Genomic DNA, 18,090 nt, shown 5'->3' on the forward strand with positions numbered 1-18,090 from the left:
GGCAGGGTTCCTTCACCCCAAGGCGAACCCCGTGACTCGACCCGCAATCCTCGTACTCGAAGACGGCACCGTATTCGAGGGCGAATCCGTAGGCGCAGATGGCCTCTCGGTCGGCGAAGTGGTGTTCAACACCGCCATGACCGGCTACCAGGAGGTCCTGACGGACCCGTCCTACGCCCGCCAGCTCGTCACCCTGACGTACCCCCATATTGGCAACACCGGTTGCACCGACCAGGACGACGAAGCGTCCAAGGTCTGGTGCGCCGGCCTGATCGTGCGCGACGTGCCGCGCCGCCCCAGCAGCTGGCGCAACCAGCAAGCCTTGCCCGAATGGCTGCAGACCCGCGGCATCGTGGCCATCGCCGGTATCGACACCCGCAAGCTGACCCGTCTGCTGCGCGAGCGCGGCGCCCAGAACGGCGCGCTGATGGCCGGCGACGGCATCGACGTCGAGAAGGCGCTGGAAGCCGCGCGCAAATTCCCCGGCCTCAAGGGCATGGATCTGGCCAAGGTCGTCACCACCGACAAGGCGTATCCGTGGCGCGACGGCCAGCTGGACCTGGACCGCAATGCGTTCGTCCAGGCGCCGGCCACGTACAAGGTCGTGGCCTACGACTTCGGCGTGAAGCACAACATCCTGCGCATGCTGGCCGAGCGCGGCTGCGACGTCACGGTGGTGCCGGCGCAGACCAGCGCGGCGGACGTGCTGGCGCTTCAGCCCGACGGCGTGTTCCTGTCCAACGGCCCCGGCGATCCTGAGCCCTGCGACTATGCGATCACCGCGATCCGCGAATTCATCGCGAAGAAGACGCCCACCTTCGGCATCTGCCTGGGCCACCAGTTGCTGGCGCTCGCCGCCGGTGCGAAGACCCTGAAGATGGGCCATGGCCACCATGGCGCCAACCATCCGGTTCAGGATCTCGACAGCGGCCGGGTGATGATCACGTCGCAGAACCACGGATTCGCCGTGGACGAGGCCTCGCTGCCGGCCAACGTGCGCGTGATCCACCGTTCGCTGTTCGACGGGACCAACCAGGGCATCGAACTGACCGACGCGCCCGCCTTTTCGTTCCAGGGCCACCCGGAGGCATCGCCGGGGCCGCATGACGTAGCACCGTTGTTCGACCGGTTCGTCGCCTGCATGGAGCAGGCACGGTCATCGTGAGGGGGATGGCCACGCGCCATCGATTGTCCGTAGCGGGCGGCGGGGGACGCCGCCCCATCTCAGGGAGTGGAAGATGAAAATGATGGTCCGTCTGCTGTTGCTGCTGGCCTTGCTGCCGTTGCAGGGCTTCGCGCGCGAGATACCGATCCAGGACTTCTTCAAGGATCCGCAATTCACGTCGGTCGCGCTGTCGCCCGACGGCAAGCACATGGCGGTCAACGTGCCGCAGGCTGATCGCACGCTGCTGGCGATCGTGCGCGTCGCCGACCAGGCGATCGTCGGCAAGTTCGACTACGGCGAGAACCGTCATTTCCGCCAGGTCTTCTGGGCCAACAACACGCGACTGCTCTTCTTCGTGACGTTCAAGACCGGGCGGTTCGATTTCGAAACGGCCCGCGGCGACCTGTACGCCGCCAACTTCGACGGCACGGGCCGGATGGACATCCCGAACGGCAACACCTACAGCGTCGTGGACCTGACGCCGGAGGATCCGGACACGATCCTGGTCGAGCGTTCCGTCGAGACGTCCTTCCTGTTCAAACTCAACGTGAACAACGGTCGCATCACCACGGTGGCGAATGCTCCGGTCGAGCAGGGCAGCTTCCTGGTGGACCACGACCGCAAGGTCCGCTTCGTCGCAGGTGCCATGAACGACGGTCGCAATGTCACGTATCGGCGCGACGGCGACAAGTGGACCCTGGTCCATGAAAGCGAACGCAACGGCGCCACCTACTTCCCGCTGGGTTTCGACGCGCAGAACCAACGCGTTTACATGGCCAAGGGCGAGAAGGGCAAGCCGGAGACGATCGTCCTGCTCGACGTGGATTCCCGCAAGGAAACGCCGGTGTCCAGCAACGGGACGGTAAGCCCCTCGGGCTACCTGTGGAGCAGCGACGAGAAGACCCTGCTCGGCGTCTGGTACGAAGATGGCGTGCCTTATTGGGACTGGATCGCGCCCGAACATCCGGAAACCAAGGTTTACGCGGGGCTGGCCAAAGCATTCCCGGGCAAGGCGGTGGTTTTCCAGCGCCCCTCGGATGACGGTCGCTACCTGATGATGCGGGTCTATTCGGACACGCAGCCCTCGGAGGCCTACCTGTTTGATCGGCAGACCGGTCAGGCGCAGTTTCTGACCGCCAGCCGGGATTGGATCAAGCCGGCGGAAATGTCGCCGATGAAGCCCATCGTGGTGAAGGCCCGCGACGGCCTGGAGCTGCACGGCTACATCACCATCCCGAAGGACAGCGACGGCAAGAAGCTGCCGCTGATCATCAATCCGCATGGCGGTCCGCACGGTCCGCGCGACGATTGGGGTTTCAACCCCGAGGTCCAGTTGTTCGCAAACCGTGGCTACGCCGTCCTGCAGATCAACTATCGCGGTTCGGGCGGTTACGGCAATGCCTTCGAAGGCATGGGTTACCGCAAGTGGGGCACCACGATGCAGGACGACCTGACCGATTCGGTCAAGTGGGCGATCGCGCAGGGCATCGCGGATCCGAACCGTGTGTGCATCTACGGTGCGTCCTACGGCGGCTACGCGGCGCTGATGAGCGTCGTGCGCGAGCCGGACCTGTACCGCTGCACCGTCGGCTACGTGGGCGTGTACGACCTCGACGCCCAACGCGATGCGGACTTCATGGGCCACGAGAGCGGCCGCAACTACCTGAAGGACGTGTATCCGCCGACGGCGGCCGAGCGCATGGCGCAGTCGCCGGCGTTCGGCGTGGAGCGCATCAAGGCCCCGATCCTGCTGGTGCACGGCGAGAAGGACGTGCGCGTGCCGATCAAGAACATGCATTTCCTGATCTCGCAGCTGGCCAAGGTCGGCAAGAAGCCGGAAGACGTGATCGTGGAGAAGAAGGAAGCGCACGGATTCCGCGACCTGCAGAACAACGTCAACCTCTACACCAAGATGCTGGCGTTCTTTGACAAGTACATCGGGCCCAAGGCGCAGACCGCCGCGGCCCAGTAACCCTGGAAGCAGTCCCCCATGCCCAAGCGCAACGACCTCAAAACCATCCTGATCATCGGTGCAGGCCCGATCGTCATCGGCCAGGCCTGCGAATTCGATTATTCCGGCGCCCAGGCGTGCAAGGCGTTGCGCGAGGAGGGGTATCGGGTGGTGCTGGTCAACAGCAACCCCGCGACCATCATGACCGACCCGGAGATGGCGGACGCGGTCTACATCGAGCCGATCAACTGGCAGACGGTCGAGAAGATCATCGCCAAGGAGAAGCCCGATGCGCTGCTGCCCACCATGGGTGGGCAGACGGCGTTGAACTGCGCCCTGGACCTGGCCGACAACGGGGTGCTCGAGAAGTACGGCGTCGAGCTGATCGGCGCCAAGCGCGACGCCATCCGCATGGCCGAAGACCGCGAGCTGTTCCGCGTGGCGATGGGCGAGATCGGCCTGGAGTGCCCGAAGGCCGCCGTCGCCCACACGCTGGAAGAGGCGCTGGAGATCCAGACCCGCGTCGGTTATCCGACCATCATCCGCCCCAGCTTCACCCTGGGCGGCAGCGGCGGCGGCATCGCCTACAACCGCGAGGAACTGGTCGACATCGTCACCCGCGGCCTGGAATTGTCGCCGACCACCGAAGTGCTGGTGGAAGAGTCGGTACTGGGCTGGAAGGAGTTCGAGATGGAAGTGGTCCGCGACACCGCGGACAACTGCATCATCGTCTGCTCCATCGAGAACCTCGACCCGATGGGCGTGCATACCGGCGACAGCATCACCGTTGCCCCGGCGCAGACGCTGACCGACAAGGAATACCAGCGCCTGCGCGATGCCTCCATCGCCGTGCTGCGCAAGATCGGTGTGGACACCGGCGGCTCGAACGTGCAGTTCGGCATCAATGCGCAGACCGGTCGCGTCGTCGTCATCGAGATGAATCCGCGCGTGTCGCGTTCGTCGGCCCTGGCCTCGAAGGCCACCGGCTTCCCGATCGCCAAGGTCGCGGCCAAGCTCGCCGTGGGTTACACGCTGGATGAACTGAAGAACGAGATCACCGGCGGCAAGACGCCGGCCTCGTTCGAGCCGGCCATCGATTACGTCGTCACCAAGATCCCGCGCTTCGCGTTCGAGAAGTTCCCGCAGGCCGACGCCCGCCTCACCACCCAGATGAAGTCGGTGGGTGAGGTGATGGCGATGGGTCGCACCTTCCAGGAATCGCTGCAGAAGGCGCTGCGCGGTCTGGAGACCGGCAAGGTCGGCCTCGACCCGACCGGCCTGAACCTGGCTGATGAGGACGACCTGGCGAAGCTGCGTCGCGAGCTGAAGGCGCCGGGTCCGGAACGCCTGTTCTACGTCGCCGATGCGTTCCGTGCCGGCATGACGGTAGAGCAGGTGCATGCGCTGTCCTTCATCGATCCCTGGTTCCTCGACCAGATGGAAGAGATCATCGCGGCCGAGCAGCAGCTCGCCACCGATGGCCTCGGCTCGCTCGACAAGGCGCGCATGCGCCGCCTGAAGCGGATGGGCTTCTCCGACGCGCGCCTGGCCCAGCTGGCCGGCACCGACGAGGCCGCCGTGCGCGTGCTGCGCAAGGCGCTGGGCGTGAAACCGGTGTACAAGCGCGTGGACTCGTGCGCCGCCGAGTTCGCCACCAGCACCGCCTACCTGTACTCGACCTACGAGGACGAGTGCGAGGCGCACCCAACCGGCCGCGAGAAGATCATGATCCTCGGCGGTGGTCCCAACCGCATCGGCCAGGGCATCGAGTTCGACTATTGCTGCGTGCACGCGGCGCTCGCGCTGCGCGAGGACGGGTTCGAGACCATCATGGTCAACTGCAACCCGGAAACCGTCTCCACCGATTACGACACCTCCGACCGCCTGTACTTCGAGCCGCTGACACTGGAAGACGTGCTGGAGATCGTGGAACTCGAGCAGCCGAAGGGCGTCATCGTGCAGTACGGCGGCCAGACCCCGCTGAAGCTCGCGCGTGCGCTGGAGGCCAACGGCGTGCCGGTCATCGGCACCAGCCCGGATTCCATCGACCTGGCCGAAGACCGCGAGCGCTTCCAGCAACTGGTCGACAAGCTCGGCCTGAAGCAGCCGCCGAACCGCATCGCCCGCAACGACCAGGAAGCCCTGCTGCTGGCCCGCGAGATCGGCTATCCGCTGGTCGTGCGCCCGTCGTACGTGCTGGGTGGCCGCGCGATGGAAATCGTTTATGGCGAATCCGACCTGGCCCGCTACGTGCGCGACGCGGTGAAAGTCTCCAACGACTCGCCGGTGCTGCTGGATCGCTTCCTCGACAACGCCGTCGAAGTGGACGTGGACATCATCGCCGACGCCGAAGGCAACGTCCTGATCGGCGGCGTGATGGAGCACATCGAGGAGGCCGGCGTGCATTCCGGCGATTCCTCGTGCTCGCTGCCGCCGTACTCGCTGTCGGCGAAGACGCAGGACGAGCTGCGTCGCCAGGTAGTCGAACTGGCCAAGGCCCTGAAGGTCGTCGGCCTGATGAACACCCAGTTCGCCATCCAGGCGAGCGAGGACGGTAGCGACGACATCGTCTACCTGCTGGAAGTGAACCCGCGCGCCTCGCGCACCGTGCCGTTCGTCTCCAAGGCCACCGGCATGCCGCTGGCGAAGATCGCAGCGCGTTGCATGGCCGGCAAGACGCTGGCCGGGCAGGGCGCGACGAAGGAGATCGTGCCGGACTACTACTCGGTGAAGGAAGCAATCTTCCCGTTCGCCAAGTTCCAGGGCGTGGACCCGATCCTCGGGCCGGAGATGCGTTCCACCGGCGAAGTGATGGGCGTGGGTCGCAGCTTCGGCGCGGCCATGGCGCGCGCGCAGGAAGCCGGCGGCATCAAGGCGCCGCCGGTGGGCAAGGTGTTCATCTCGGTGCGCGACCCGGACAAGAAGCGCGTGCTGCCGGTGGCCCAGGAGCTGGTCGGCCGCGGGTACTCCATCGTCGCCACCGCCGGCACCGCCGCGTGGCTGCGTGAGCACGGCATCGAATGCACCCAGATCAACAAGGTGCTGGAAGGCCGTCCGCACGTGGTGGACCTGATCAAGAACGGCGAAATCGTGTATATCGTCAACACCACGGAAGGACGCCAGGCCATCGCCGACTCCTTCTCGATCCGGCGCGAGGCCCTGCAGCACCGCGTTACCTATTCAACCACCGTCGCCGGCGCCAAGGCGCTGGTGCATTCGCTGGAATACCGCGGCACGGGCCCGGTGCTGGCGTTGCAGGAACTGCACAAGGAGCTTCAAGGGTGAGAGCCCCATTGACGATGCAGGGCGCCCAGCGCCTGCGCCAGGAACTGGACCTGCTGAAGACGGTCAAGCGTCCCGAAGTGATCGCGGCCATCGCGGAAGCGCGTGCGCACGGCGACCTGAAGGAGAACGCCGAGTACCACGCCGCCCGCGAACAGCAGGGCTTCATCGAAGGCCGCATCAAACAGCTGGAGGGCGAACTGTCGCACTCCGAAGTCATCGACGTCAGCAAGCTCAACGCCGGTTCGCGCATCGTGTTCGGCGCCAAGGTGGTGCTGGCCGACGTGGATACCGACGAAGAGAAGCGCTACCAGGTCGTCGGCGACCTGGAGGCGGACATCAAGCTTGGCCTGATCGCGATTTCCTCGCCGCTGGCCCGCGCCCTGATCGGCAAGCACGAAGGCGACTCGGTCACCATCGACGCGCCGGCCGGCCAGCGCGAATACGAAATCGTCGGCGTCTCGTACAGCGACGACTGAGCCACGATGGCCCAGGCCACCCTGCTGCTGCCCGCGCGCACCCGCCTTGTCGGGCAGGCGCTGCCCGACGACGTGGCGCGTGCGCTGGGCCGCAGCGACAGGAGCGACGTGGAGGCGGGCGAGCGCGCGCAGCTGCGTCGGCAGTTCCAGCTGGTGCCGGACCATTGGCCGATCGCTGCACTGACCCGCCAGCGCGATGCCGGCGACGCGGCCGGCGCCCGCTGGCTGCGCGCGGATCCCGCACGCGTGTCGCCGGACATGACCGGTGCGCGGATGCTGGCGCACGGCGAATCGCTGGGCCTGTCCGCGGAAGACACGGCGGCCCTGCTGCCCGTGCTCAAACCCCTGTTCGGCGACGCCGGCATGCTGCTCGATGCGCCGCACCCGGCGCGCTGGTACCTGCGGCTGCCGTTGGAAGCGCAGCTGCCCGAATTCACGCCGGTGGACGATGTGCTGGGCGACGACCTCTTCGCCCATCTCCCGCACGGCGATCCCGGCCGGCGCTGGCGCGCATTGCTGAGCGAAGCGCAGGTGCTGCTGCACAACCATCCGTGGAACGCCCAGCGTGTGGCGCAGGGCAAGCCGCCGGTGAATTCGCTGTGGTTCTGGGGCGCGGGCACGCTGCCGGATGTCGTGCGCACCGGGTTCCGCCAGGTGAAAGGCAACGACATCCTGCTGCAGGCGCTGGCGCAGGCCGCCGGCGTCGACGCGAGCCATGCCGATGGCGAGGGCGGCGTGGATGCACTCATCGACCTGCGCCATCTGCGCAACCTGGACCTGCTGTGCCGCGACGCGCTGCGTCCGCTGCAGGACGCGGTGCGCAAGGGCGAGCTGGACACGCTGACGCTGGATTTCGAAGACGGCGCCCTGTTCGTGCTGCGCCGCGACCAGCGCTGGCGAATCTGGCGTCGCGCGTTGACGCGCCTGGATACGGCGCGCCCCGATCACGTGCCCGCATGAGGTCCGCCGCGCGGATCCGTCGGCGCGACGCAGGCGCGGCCGGCACCTGGCCCGCGACCGTGCCGCTGTTGCTGCAGCGTGTCTACGAAGCCCGGGGCGCCTGTTCGATGGAGCAGGCCCAGCCCAGGCTGGCGCAGCTTCTTCCTCCCGACCTGCTCGGCGGCCTCGACGCTGCGACCACGCTGCTCGCCGATGCCATCGCGGAGAGCCGTCACATCGTCATCGTCGGCGACTTCGATTGCGACGGCGCCACGGCGTGCGCGGTCGGTGTCCGTGGCCTCTGCCTGTTGGGCGCGCGGCGGGTCACGCCGGCCGTGCCCAACCGCATCGTCCATGGCTACGGCCTGTCGCCGTCGTTGGTGGAGGAGCTGGACGCGCTGAAGCCCGACCTGCTCGTCACCGTCGACCACGGCATCGCCTGCCACGCGGGCATCGCCGCGGCGAAGTCGCGGGGCTGGCAGGTGCTGGTGACGGATCATCATCTGCCCGGCGACGCCTTGCCGCCGGCAGACGCCATCGTCAATCCCAATCTGCGCGGCGATCCGTTTCCCAGCAAGATGTTGGCAGGCGTGGGGGTCATGTTCTACGTGCTGCTCGCCTTGCGCCGCGTGCTGCGCGAACGCGGCGCCTTCGAAGGCTCCGAACCGGACCTGACCTCGCTGCTCGATCTCGTCGCCGTAGGCACGGTGGCCGATCTCGTGCCGCTGGATGCGAACAACCGTGCGCTCGTCGGCGCCGGCCTGCGCCGCCTGCGCGCGGGCCAGGGGTGTGCGGGCCTGCAGGCGCTGGTGCGCGTCGCCGGTCGCGAGCCGGCACGGCTGACGGCATCGGACATCGGTTTCGCCATCGCGCCGCGCCTGAATGCCGCGGGGCGGCTGGAGGACATGGCGCTGGGCATCGCCTGCCTGCTCACCGACGACGCCACCCAGGCCGACGAGATGGCGCGTGTGCTGGACGGCATCAACGCCGAACGCCGGGGCGTGCAGCAGCAGATGGTGGACGAGGCGCATGCCGCGCTCGCCCGTATCGATGCCGAGGACGAGGTGCCGCTCGCGCCGTGCCTGTTCGACCCCGACTGGCATCCCGGCGTGGTCGGGCTGGTGGCGTCGAAGATCAAGGAGCGCCTGCATCGCCCGGTGATCGCGTTCGCGCCCGCCGAACCCGGCAGCACGACGCTGCGGGGTTCCGCGCGTTCCATCCCCGGCTTCCATATCCGCGACGCGCTGGCCGCGATCGACGCCGCGCAGCCCGGGCTGATGCAGCGCTTCGGCGGTCATGCGATGGCGGCCGGGCTGTCGCTGGACGACAGCGCGCTTCCCGCATTCCGCGAGGCGTTCCATGCGCAGGCGTCGAGGCTGCTCGACGAGGCCATGCTGCAGGAAGTGCTGTTGAGCGATGGCGAGTTGCAGACGGATGAGCTGGATCGCGCCCACGCCGAAGCGTTGCGCGGCGCGGGGCCGTGGGGGCAGGGATTTCCCGAGCCGGTGTTCGATGGCTGTTTCGACGTGCTCGACTGGCGCGTGCTGGGGGAGAAGCACCTGAAGTTCTCGTTGCGCCTGCCCGGTCATGCCGCGCCGCTGAACGCGATCCACTTCAACGGGTGGCAGGACCAGGCACCGCCGACCCGCATCCATGCGGCCTACCAGCTGGACACCGACGACTGGCAGAACCGTCGTGGCATCCAGTTGCTGATCCGCCACTGGCAGGCCGCGGACTGAGTCCTCACGCCTCGCTGGAGCTCGCCATCGCCGGCGCGCCATCGGTCCGCCCGCGGACCGTGCGCTTCAGGCCGAACAGCGGTCGCAGCCAGGCGATCCGGCGTACGACTTCATAGCCCGCGAAGCAGGCGGCGAAGGTGACGAACACCAGCAGCAGGCCTTCTGCCAGCGGCGGGATCGCCAGCGGCTTCAGATGGTGGGCGACTACAACGGTGACTGTCTGGTGCAGGATGTAGACCGGGAACACGGCCGGCACAAGGTAACGGAGCACGCGGCTGTCGCCGGGATTCCAGTGGCGGGCGAAGCCGAGCACCGCGACGATCGCGCACCACTGGTCCAGTCCCCAGACCATACGCATGGCGGTCCGGAGCAGTTCGGGCGGCTGCCCATCGGCGAAGCGGACGAAATACGCGATCAGGCCCGCCCAACTGCCAAGCCAGAGCAGCAGGGCGGCCCAGCGCATCCGGGCCATTGCGGCCCACACGGCCTCGCTTCGTGCGATCAGGAAGCCCAGCAGGAACACACTGAAGTACTGCGCATGGTTGTACCAGTCGTCGACCAGTGCGTGCGTCTGTTCGAAGCGACCGACCAGCAGGATGCGCACCAGTCCGAGGAACAGCGTGGGCCATACCAGCACGCCGATACCTTCCAGCCCCTTGTCGAGGCCACGTGCGGCGGCCTCCAGGGCGCGTGGCGCCACACGCCAGAGCAGCCATAGCACCACGGTGTACACCCAGAGGTAGGCGACGAACCAGAGATGGTTCCAGGTAGGCATGTCCAGGCACCCGTCCGCATCGCAGAAACCGTCGTAGCCAGCCAGGTAGCGGGCATAGAACGCCAGGTAGCCCGCGTGGTAGCCGCCCGGCAGTTGCTCCACCACTTCGTAATACGACTGCGGCGGGACGATCACCAGCATGCCGAACACCAGCGGCAGCAGCAGCCGCCATGAGCGGCTGCCGAGGAAGCGCGTCCGGACGCCGCCCGCGGTGGCCGCGTCCCGGGCCTTCTCCAGCAGGAACGCGGTCGCCGCGCCCGACACCAGGAACAGCAGCGCCAGCCGCCACGGCGAGCTGAGCAGCATGAAGGGTTCCAGCGTGTCGCTGGCCGCCGGGCTCTTCACGTGCCAGTCCCAGGTCACGTAGTACATGCCCACGTGGTACAGCACGAGCACGCCGAAGGCGCATACGCGGACCCAGTCCAGATCGTGACGACGTTGCATCGGGGATTCCTTCTCGTGCGATGGCGTCAGCGTCGCCCGACGCCATGTCCGCGGCCATGACGAAGGGACGCGCCGCGGCGGGTTTGGGTCCAGTGGCGGGATACGGGGACGAATCGCGGAGGAGGGTGCGCAGGCCGGGGCTAGAATGCGCGCATGACGGAACCCGCCTCACTGACGTACGAGCGCTATCTGCCCTGGAGGCGGATCGCGGAGGCGGGATTCTGGATCGCGCTCACCGGCGCGAACTGCGTCGCCAACAGCATCACCACGCTCATGGAACTGCGGCGCGGCGACTCCACGGTGCAGGCCTGGGAGCCTGCGGTGTGGGAAACCAGCAGTGCGCTCATGTGGGTGCTGGTGATCATTCCGGGCATGGTCTGGTTCACCCGGCGCTACCCGTTCCAATGGGGCGACTGGCGGCGGCAGCTCCTGCGGTATGCCGGGGCCAGCCTCGTGGTCTGCCTCGTCCACGTGGTGGGGATGGTGGCATTGCGGATGTTGGCCTACCGGACGCAGGGGATGAGCTATGACTTCGGTCCCTGGCCGCGTGAACTCTTCTACGAATACCTGAAGGACATCCGCAGCTTCGCCTACATCGTGTTGACGATCGAAGCCTACCGCCTGCTGCTGCGCCGCTGGCAGGGCGAGGCCAGCCTGCTAACCGAGCCGGACGAAGGCCCCGCGCTGGAGCCGGTGGACCGGCCGGAGCGCTTCCTGATCCGCAAGCTGGGGCGCGAGTTCCTGGTCGCGGCCAACGACATCGAGTGGCTGCAGGCAGCCGGCAACTACGTCAACCTGCGCGTGCGCGGGCATGACTATCCGCTGCGCAGCACCATCGCCGGCATCGAGGCCCGGCTGGATCCCCGGCGCTTCGCCCGCATCCATCGCAGCTACGTGGTGGCGCTGGACCACGTGGCGTCCATCGAGCCGCTGGAAACCGGCGATGCGCGCGTGCACCTGCGCGATGGCACGACGCTTCCGTGCAGCCGGCGCTACCGGCAGGACCTGCGCGCGCGCACCGGCGCGGAACCGGCCTAGCCGCTTACGCGGCGCGCAGCACGGCCTTGGGCAGGCGTTCGATGGCGTAGCTCGCCATCAGGTCCACGTTGCCGCTGCGCACGGCGTTCTCCGGTTCCTCCAGCACGGCGGCGGCACTGGAGCCTTCGGGCAGCGAACGTCCCCACAGGCCGGCCCAGGCATTGCGAGGGTCCTTGGCGGCGTAGAGCGCGCGGTCGGCGAGGCGGATGGCGTATTCCCAGCCCTCGCGCCCTTCTTCGAAGAACGGGAACGGTGCGAAACCCAGCGACACGGTGAGGTCCCAGGCGCGGCCCGGGGCGAGTTCGCGGGCCCCGCCCAGGCGCTCGTGGAGGCGCGCGGCGACCGTGCATGCCTGCGCGGCAGTCAGGTCGGGGCAGGCCATCAGGAACTCCTCGCCGCCCCAGCGGGCGATGACGTCGCCCGGCCGGCAGAGCCCGCGCAAGGCGTCGGCGATGTCCACCAGCACGTCGTCGCCGGCGTGGTGGCCGAAGCTGTCGTTGACCTTCTTGAAATGGTCGATGTCGATCAGGAACAGCACGTGGCGCATGCCGGGCGATGCGCGTTGCGCGGACATCGCTTGCAGGGCGTCGCCGGCGGCGCGACGGTTGCGCAGGCCGGTGAGCGGATCGGTCGCGCTGACGGCGCGCAGCTGGCGGTTCTTGCGCCGTTGCAGCAGGCCGAAGCCGACACCTGCGACCACGAGCAGCCCGAGCAGGGCGCCGCCGGCCCGGCGCACCAGTGCGGCCTTGTCGTCGTTCAGGGCGCTGATCTGCGCGTCGTGGCGCATCTGTTCGAGTTCGCGCTGGGCATCCGCGCTCTCGCTGCGTGCCTGCAGGTCGGCCAGCAACTCGAGGCGTTGCTGCTTCAGCGAGCTCATCTCCAGCGCATGCAGGCGCGCACCGACGGCGAGCGCCTGGTCCGACTGGCCCAGCGCCGCATGTGCGGCCATCCACGCCAGCAGCACTTCACGCTGCTTCTGGGGCTGCGGCTGGCCCTCGACCAAGCTCCACGCGCGTCGCGCGGTCTCCAGCGCGCCGGGTGCGTCGCCCGACTGGCGCTGCAGGATGGAGCGCTTCGCCAGCGAGCCGGCGAGTCCCGGGAAATCCTGGCTGGCCTCCTGCGAGCGGATCGCGGCGTCGAGCAGCGGTTTGGCCTGGATACGCTTGCCCTGCTGGATCCAGAGGCCGGCGCGCTCGGCGTGCAGGCGGTCCAGCACGGCGTGCGACTGCTTGGCCTTGGCCATGGCTTCGCCTTGGGTGATGACGCCCATGGCTTCGGTATTGCGGCCCAGCGAGATCAGGTTCAGCGCGTGGTTGTGGAGGATGAGCGGATCCTTCAGATCCACCGTCTCGGCGATGGCCAGCGCCTTGCGGTAGTACTCGTCCGCCACGTCGGGCGAATCCAGGTAGTCGGCGTGGATCAGTCCGATGTTGGTCAGCGTGGCCGCCTGCACCAGTGCGGCATCGTGGGCATCCAGCCGCGACGACACTTCGTACGCACGCAGGTAGGCCGCCTCCGCACTGTGGATCTGCCCGGCGCCCTGGTAGATGGAACCGGCCTGCGAATAGGCGCGCATCTTCAGGTCGGGGGTGAGGTCGGGGCGCTCGCCCACGCGGCGCTCCATGCGCTCGGCGGCGATCAGCGCCTGTTCCGGTTCGCCGCTCAGGCCGGCGGCGATGCCGAGGCAGCTGAGCGTCTTCAGTTCGTCCTCGAGCGACAGGTCGGTCGCCTGCAGCAGGCGATGCGCGAGCGCGACTGCCTTCACGGGTTCGTCGCGCCGCAGCTTCAGGCACAGGCCCACCTGAGCGGCACGGTCGTCCGGCGGGGGTGCCGCAGACGAGGGCAGGGTGACCAGCATCGCCAGGCCAAGCAGGGCGGATAGCGGGGAACGGGACGAGGCGGGGGTGGACATGACCGGCGGCGACTCGGGGCAGGGGCATGCATCTCCATGCAATTCCTGTTCCGGAAACGCTTCCGGCCGGCGCGGCGCCGGGCTCTGGTATCCTTGCCGGCCGATTCCGTCCCCCGTTCATACGCACCATGATCGAGCTCAACCCCATCCGCCAGCGCATCGCCGACCTGCAGGACAGGCTGGCCTCGCTCCGGGGGTATCTTTGACTACGATGCCAAGCGCGAGCGCCTGGAAGAAGTAAACCGCGAGCTGGAAAGCCCGGACATCTGGAACAACCCGGACTACGCCCAGCAACTGGGCCGCGAGCGCTCGCTCCTGGACAAGACCGTCAACGGTATCCGCGATATCGAGGAAGGTCTGACCGGCGGCTCCGAGCTGCTGGAACTCGCCGAGATGGAGAACGACGAGGACACCGCGCAGGCCGTGGTGGCCGATGTCGAGCGCTATGCCGTGCACGTGGGCAAGCTGGAATTCCAGCGGATGTTCTCCGGCAAGATGGACAGCTCCAACGCCTTCGTCGACATCCAGGCGGGTGCCGGCGGCACGGAGGCCCAGGACTGGGCGGAAATCCTGCTGCGCATGTACCTGCGCTGGTGCGAGTCGCGCGGCTGGAAGACCGAACTGATGGAGGCCAGCGGTGGCGACGTGGCCGGCATCAAGTCGGCGACGCTGCGCGTGGAAGGCGACTTCGCCTACGGATGGCTGAAGACCGAGACCGGCGTGCACCGCCTGGTGCGGAAATCACCGTTCGACTCGGACAACCGGCGCCACACCAGCTTCACCTCGGTGTTCGTGTCGCCGGAAGTCGACGACAACATCGACATCGACATCAATCCGGCTGACCTCAAGACCGACGTGTACCGCTCTTCGGGCGCCGGCGGCCAGCACGTCAACAAGACCGAATCTGCGGTGCGCATCACCCACGTGCCGACCGGCATCGTGGTGGCCTGCCAGACCGGTCGCAGCCAGCACCAGAACCGCGACAATGCGATGAAGATGCTGGCCGCGAAGCTGTACGAGCTCGAGATCCAGAAGCGCAACGCCGAGCGCGACGCGGTGGAAGCGACCAAGTCCGACATCGGTTGGGGCAGCCAGATCCGCAACTACGTGCTGGACCAGAGCCGCATCAAGGACCTGCGTACCGGTATCGAGCGCTCGGATACCCAGAAGGTGCTGGATGGCGACCTGGACGAGTTCGTCGAGGCCAGCCTGAAGTCCGGCCTGGAAGCCGGCGCCAAACGCATCGACGCCTGATGCGGCCGCTCCCCCTGTGGGAGCCATGCACGTCGCGAACGGCCGTCGAAAAAAGCCCGCGACTCACGTCGCTCCCACGCTCCAGAACCCGACACAACCCGATGACAGACCAAACGGCCCCGCAGGACGAGAACAGCCTCATCGCCGAGCGTCGCGCCAAACTGACGGCCCTGCGCGGGCAGGGCATCGCGTTCCCCAACGACTTCCGCCGCAGCGATTACGCCGGCGACCTGCAGACCCAGTACGGCGACGCCGACCTGTGGACGGTCGAAGCGCTGGAAGGCGCTGGCCGGCGGGTGAAGTTGGCCGGCCGGCTGATGGCCAAGCGGGTGATGGGCAAGGCCAGCTTCGTCCAGATCCAGGACGAGTCCGGGCGCATCCAGCTGTTCCTGCAGTCCAACACGCTGGGCGACACCTACGACGCCTTCAAGGGTTGGGACATCGGCGACATCGTCGGCGTCGAAGGCGGCCTGACCCGGACCCGGACCGGCGAACTGTCGGTGAAGGCCGAGGCGCTGCGCCTGCTGACCAAGTCGCTGCGCCCGTTGCCGGACAAGTGGCATGGCCTGTCCGACGTGGAACAGCGCTATCGCCAGCGCTACGTGGACCTGATCGTCACCCCGGAAGCGCGCGATGTCTTCATCAAGCGCTCGCGCATCATCCGCGCGATCCGCGAGTGGCTGGACACGCGGCGTTTCCTGGAAGTGGAAACGCCGATGATGCATTACATCCCCGGTGGCGCCGCGGCCAAGCCTTTCACCACGCACCACAACGCGCTGGATCTGGACCTGTACCTGCGCGTGGCGCCGGAGCTGTACCTGAAGCGCCTGGTCGTCGGCGGGCTGGAGCGCGTCTACGAGATCAACCGCAACTTCCGCAACGAAGGCGTCAGTACGCGGCACAATCCCGAGTTCACCATGCTGGAGTTGTACGAGGCCTACGCCACGTACACCGAGATCATGGACCTGACCGAAGGCGTGATCCGGGATGTCGCCCATGAGGTCCTTGGCACCGGCCAGGTGACCTGGGACGGCCAGGACATCGACCTGGAGCCGGCGTTCCGCCGCTGGCGCATGGACGAGGCGGTGCGCCACCACAATCCGGAAATCAGTGCGGCCGACTGTACGGACCGCGAGGCCCTGGCGGCCCACTGCGCGCGTCTCAAGATCCATGTGAAGCCGTCTTATGGCTGGGGCAAGCTGCTGCTCGAGATCTTCGAGAAGACCGTGGAACACACTTTGGTGCAGCCCACCTTCATCACCGACCACCCGGTCGAGGTGTCGCCGCTGGCCCGCGCCAATGACGACCAGCCGGGCTATACCGACCGCTTCGAGCTGTTCATCAACGGCAAGGAGCTGGCCAATGGCTTCTCCGAGCTCAACGATCCCGAAGACCAGGCCGCGCGCTTCATGGCCCAGGTCCAGGCGAAGGAGGGCGGGGACGACGAGGCCATGCACTTCGATGCCGACTACATCCGGGCCCTGGAGGTCGGCCTGCCGCCGACCGGCGGCCTGGGTATCGGTATCGACCGCCTGGTCATGCTGATGACAGGCTCGGATTCGATCCGGGACGTGCTGCTGTTCCCCTACATGCGGCCCGAAAGCCAGGGTTGACGGGCAGGCCGGGTGCGTCAAGATAGTGACGCACCGGGGCAGTATCGGCTCAGGCCGGTGTGACGCGGCGGGTCCATCCCGGCAGCAGGATCGTTGCCGGACCGCCGCTCCTGCAGGTGTGTCGCCCGTCACGGATGGACGGAACGGCCTCATTCCGTGACGGAGGTCCCGTTGTTCCAGCCCAAGACGCCCTGGCCCCGGCTGGCACGCTTCCTGCGTGGATTTACGCGCAGGGTGGTCAACTTCAGGCCGCCCGCGCCGATAGAGATCGGGGGAGGGGGCCCCGCGATTCGCATCGGTTCCCTTCGTGGATCTCGGACCCCTGTGGGGTCTGCGTCGTCGAACTGGACTGCCGACATGCTAGATGCGAGCGTTGCCGCCACCGGAGTATCCTTGCCCGACAGCCACTTGATGTGGCCCCAAGGGGTGGGTAACGCTTTGAATATCGTCATCGTCGACGATCAGACGTCTGCGCGCACGATGCTGCGTCATGTCATCGAGGACATCGCGACCGAGCTGGCCGTCCACGATTTCGGCGATCCCCTGGCTGCGCTGGAGTGGTGCGAGAAGAACCGCACCGACCTGCTGCTGCTCGACTACCGCATGCCGGGCATGGACGGGCTGGAGTTCGCCCGCCGTTTCCGCCGGCTGCCGATGCATCGCGACATCGCGATCATCCTGATCACCGTGGTGGGCGACGAGCCCATCCGCCAGGCCGCCCTGGAAGCGGGCGTCATCGATTTCCTGGTCAAGCCGGTGCGCCCGCGCGAACTGCGCGCCCGCTGCCGCAACCTGCTCCAGCTGCGCCAGCAGTCCGAGAACGTCAAGCAGCGCGCCCTGTCGCTTGAGCAGCGCCTGTTGTCCAGCATGCACGAGGTCGAGGAGCGCGAGCGCGAGACGCTGTCGCGCCTGGCCCGTGCGATCGAGTACCGCGACAGCGGCACCAGCGCCTATCTGGAACGCATGGCGCACGTCGCGGGCCTCATCGCCGAACAGCTCGGCCTGCCCGAGGACGAGGTGCGCGCCATCGAGATGGCGGCGCCGCTGCACGACATGGGCAAGATCGCCATCCCGGATTCGGTGTTGATGAAGGCGGGCCCGCTGACCGAGGACGAGACCGAGGTCATGCGCCGCCACCCGAAGATCGGCCACCAGCTGCTGTCCGGCAGCCAGAACCGCTTCATCCAGGCCGGCGCCATCATCGCCCTGCGCCACCACGAGCGTTACGACGGCAGCGGCTATCCCGATGGCCTCGTCGGCGACGAGATCCCGTTGGAAGCAAGGATAGTCGCGGTGGCGGATGTGTTCGATGCACTGATCTCGCCGCGCCCGTACAAGAAGGCCTGGGAGAAGGATGCGGCCCTGGCTTACCTGTACGCGCAGCGTGGCCGCCTGTTCGACCCCGCATGTGTCGACGCGTTGATCCGCGGGCGGACGCGTTTGGACGACATCTGCGAACGCTACTCGACGGTGCAGAGCCGTCCAGGGATGGAGTGAGC

Annotated in this window: 12 protein-coding genes; 10 read left to right on the plus strand and 2 right to left on the minus strand. The window is 67.4% G+C overall.

Annotated features, from left to right (window positions below; translation table 11 throughout):
* Nucleotides 1-31: 31 nt before the first annotated feature.
* The 6 genes from carA (at nucleotide 32) to recJ (ending at nucleotide 9,555) form a co-directional block, all read left to right on the plus strand.
* On the plus strand, nucleotides 32-1,165 hold the full coding sequence (carA, locus tag BLT45_RS09755; RefSeq protein WP_093298055.1) for a glutamine-hydrolyzing carbamoyl-phosphate synthase small subunit: 1,134 nt from the start codon (nucleotides 32-34) through the stop codon (nucleotides 1,163-1,165).
* A gap of 73 nt (nucleotides 1,166-1,238) precedes the next feature.
* Complete coding sequence (locus BLT45_RS09760) at nucleotides 1,239-3,137, plus strand: S9 family peptidase (RefSeq protein WP_093298058.1); 1,899 nt, start codon at nucleotides 1,239-1,241, stop codon at nucleotides 3,135-3,137.
* Nucleotides 3,138-3,155: 18 nt separating this feature from the next.
* Entirely contained in the window at nucleotides 3,156-6,401 is a 3,246-nt protein-coding gene (carB, locus tag BLT45_RS09765) for a carbamoyl-phosphate synthase large subunit (protein ID WP_093298063.1), read from the plus strand.
* An 8-nt stretch (nucleotides 6,402-6,409) separates the two neighbouring features.
* Nucleotides 6,410-6,877, plus strand: a complete 468-nt coding sequence (greA, locus tag BLT45_RS09770) for a transcription elongation factor GreA (protein ID WP_175455814.1) — start codon at nucleotides 6,410-6,412, stop codon at nucleotides 6,875-6,877.
* A gap of 6 nt (nucleotides 6,878-6,883) precedes the next feature.
* A complete protein-coding gene (locus tag BLT45_RS09775; RefSeq protein WP_093298069.1) occupies nucleotides 6,884-7,837 on the plus strand; it encodes a phosphoglycerate mutase in 954 nt (317 codons plus the stop codon).
* On the plus strand, nucleotides 7,834-9,555 hold the full coding sequence (gene recJ / locus BLT45_RS09780; RefSeq protein WP_093298072.1) for a single-stranded-DNA-specific exonuclease RecJ: 1,722 nt from the start codon (nucleotides 7,834-7,836) through the stop codon (nucleotides 9,553-9,555). The genes BLT45_RS09775 and recJ overlap by 4 nt, the downstream gene beginning before the upstream one ends.
* A gap of 4 nt (nucleotides 9,556-9,559) precedes the next feature.
* Here recJ and BLT45_RS09785 read toward each other — a convergent pair whose 3' ends face one another.
* Nucleotides 9,560-10,774 (minus strand): acyltransferase family protein, encoded by a 1,215-nt coding sequence (locus BLT45_RS09785; protein WP_093298075.1) that lies wholly within the window; start codon nucleotides 10,772-10,774, stop codon nucleotides 9,560-9,562.
* Nucleotides 10,775-10,927: 153 nt separating this feature from the next.
* Here BLT45_RS09785 and BLT45_RS09790 point away from each other — a divergent pair, with 153 nt between their 5' ends.
* Nucleotides 10,928-11,812 carry a LytTR family DNA-binding domain-containing protein gene (locus BLT45_RS09790; RefSeq protein WP_093298077.1) on the plus strand — a complete coding sequence of 295 codons (885 nt, stop codon included), beginning with the start codon at nucleotides 10,928-10,930 and terminating at the stop codon, nucleotides 11,810-11,812.
* Between the two features lie 4 nt (nucleotides 11,813-11,816).
* On the opposite strand, the gene BLT45_RS09795 is transcribed toward BLT45_RS09790, so the two are convergent.
* The gene (locus BLT45_RS09795; protein ID WP_093298080.1) at nucleotides 11,817-13,724 is read right to left on the minus strand and encodes a tetratricopeptide repeat-containing diguanylate cyclase; all 1,908 of its coding nucleotides are present in this window, start codon (nucleotides 13,722-13,724) and stop codon (nucleotides 11,817-11,819) included.
* A 128-nt stretch (nucleotides 13,725-13,852) separates the two neighbouring features.
* On the opposite strand from BLT45_RS09795, the gene prfB reads away from it, so the two are divergent.
* The 3 genes from prfB to BLT45_RS09810 all read left to right on the plus strand — a co-directional run bounded on the left by prfB (nucleotide 13,853) and on the right by BLT45_RS09810 (nucleotide 18,088).
* A protein-coding gene (gene prfB, locus BLT45_RS09800) for a peptide chain release factor 2 (protein WP_139187980.1) occupies nucleotides 13,853-14,978 on the plus strand; the annotation gives its coding sequence in 2 pieces (ribosomal slippage) (nucleotides 13,853-13,927 and nucleotides 13,929-14,978; 1,125 coding nt in all).
* A gap of 101 nt (nucleotides 14,979-15,079) precedes the next feature.
* Nucleotides 15,080-16,591, plus strand: coding sequence for a lysine--tRNA ligase (gene lysS, locus BLT45_RS09805; RefSeq protein ID WP_093298084.1), 1,512 nt, complete (start codon nucleotides 15,080-15,082; stop codon nucleotides 16,589-16,591).
* Between the two features lie 411 nt (nucleotides 16,592-17,002).
* Nucleotides 17,003-18,088 (plus strand): cyclic di-GMP phosphodiesterase response regulator RpfG, encoded by a 1,086-nt coding sequence (locus tag BLT45_RS09810; protein WP_254771853.1) that lies wholly within the window; start codon nucleotides 17,003-17,005, stop codon nucleotides 18,086-18,088.
* Nucleotides 18,089-18,090: the final 2 nt, after the last annotated feature.

It is taken from the genome of Pseudoxanthomonas sp. CF385, assembly GCF_900104255.1.
Classification (GTDB): domain Bacteria; phylum Pseudomonadota; class Gammaproteobacteria; order Xanthomonadales; family Xanthomonadaceae; genus Pseudoxanthomonas_A.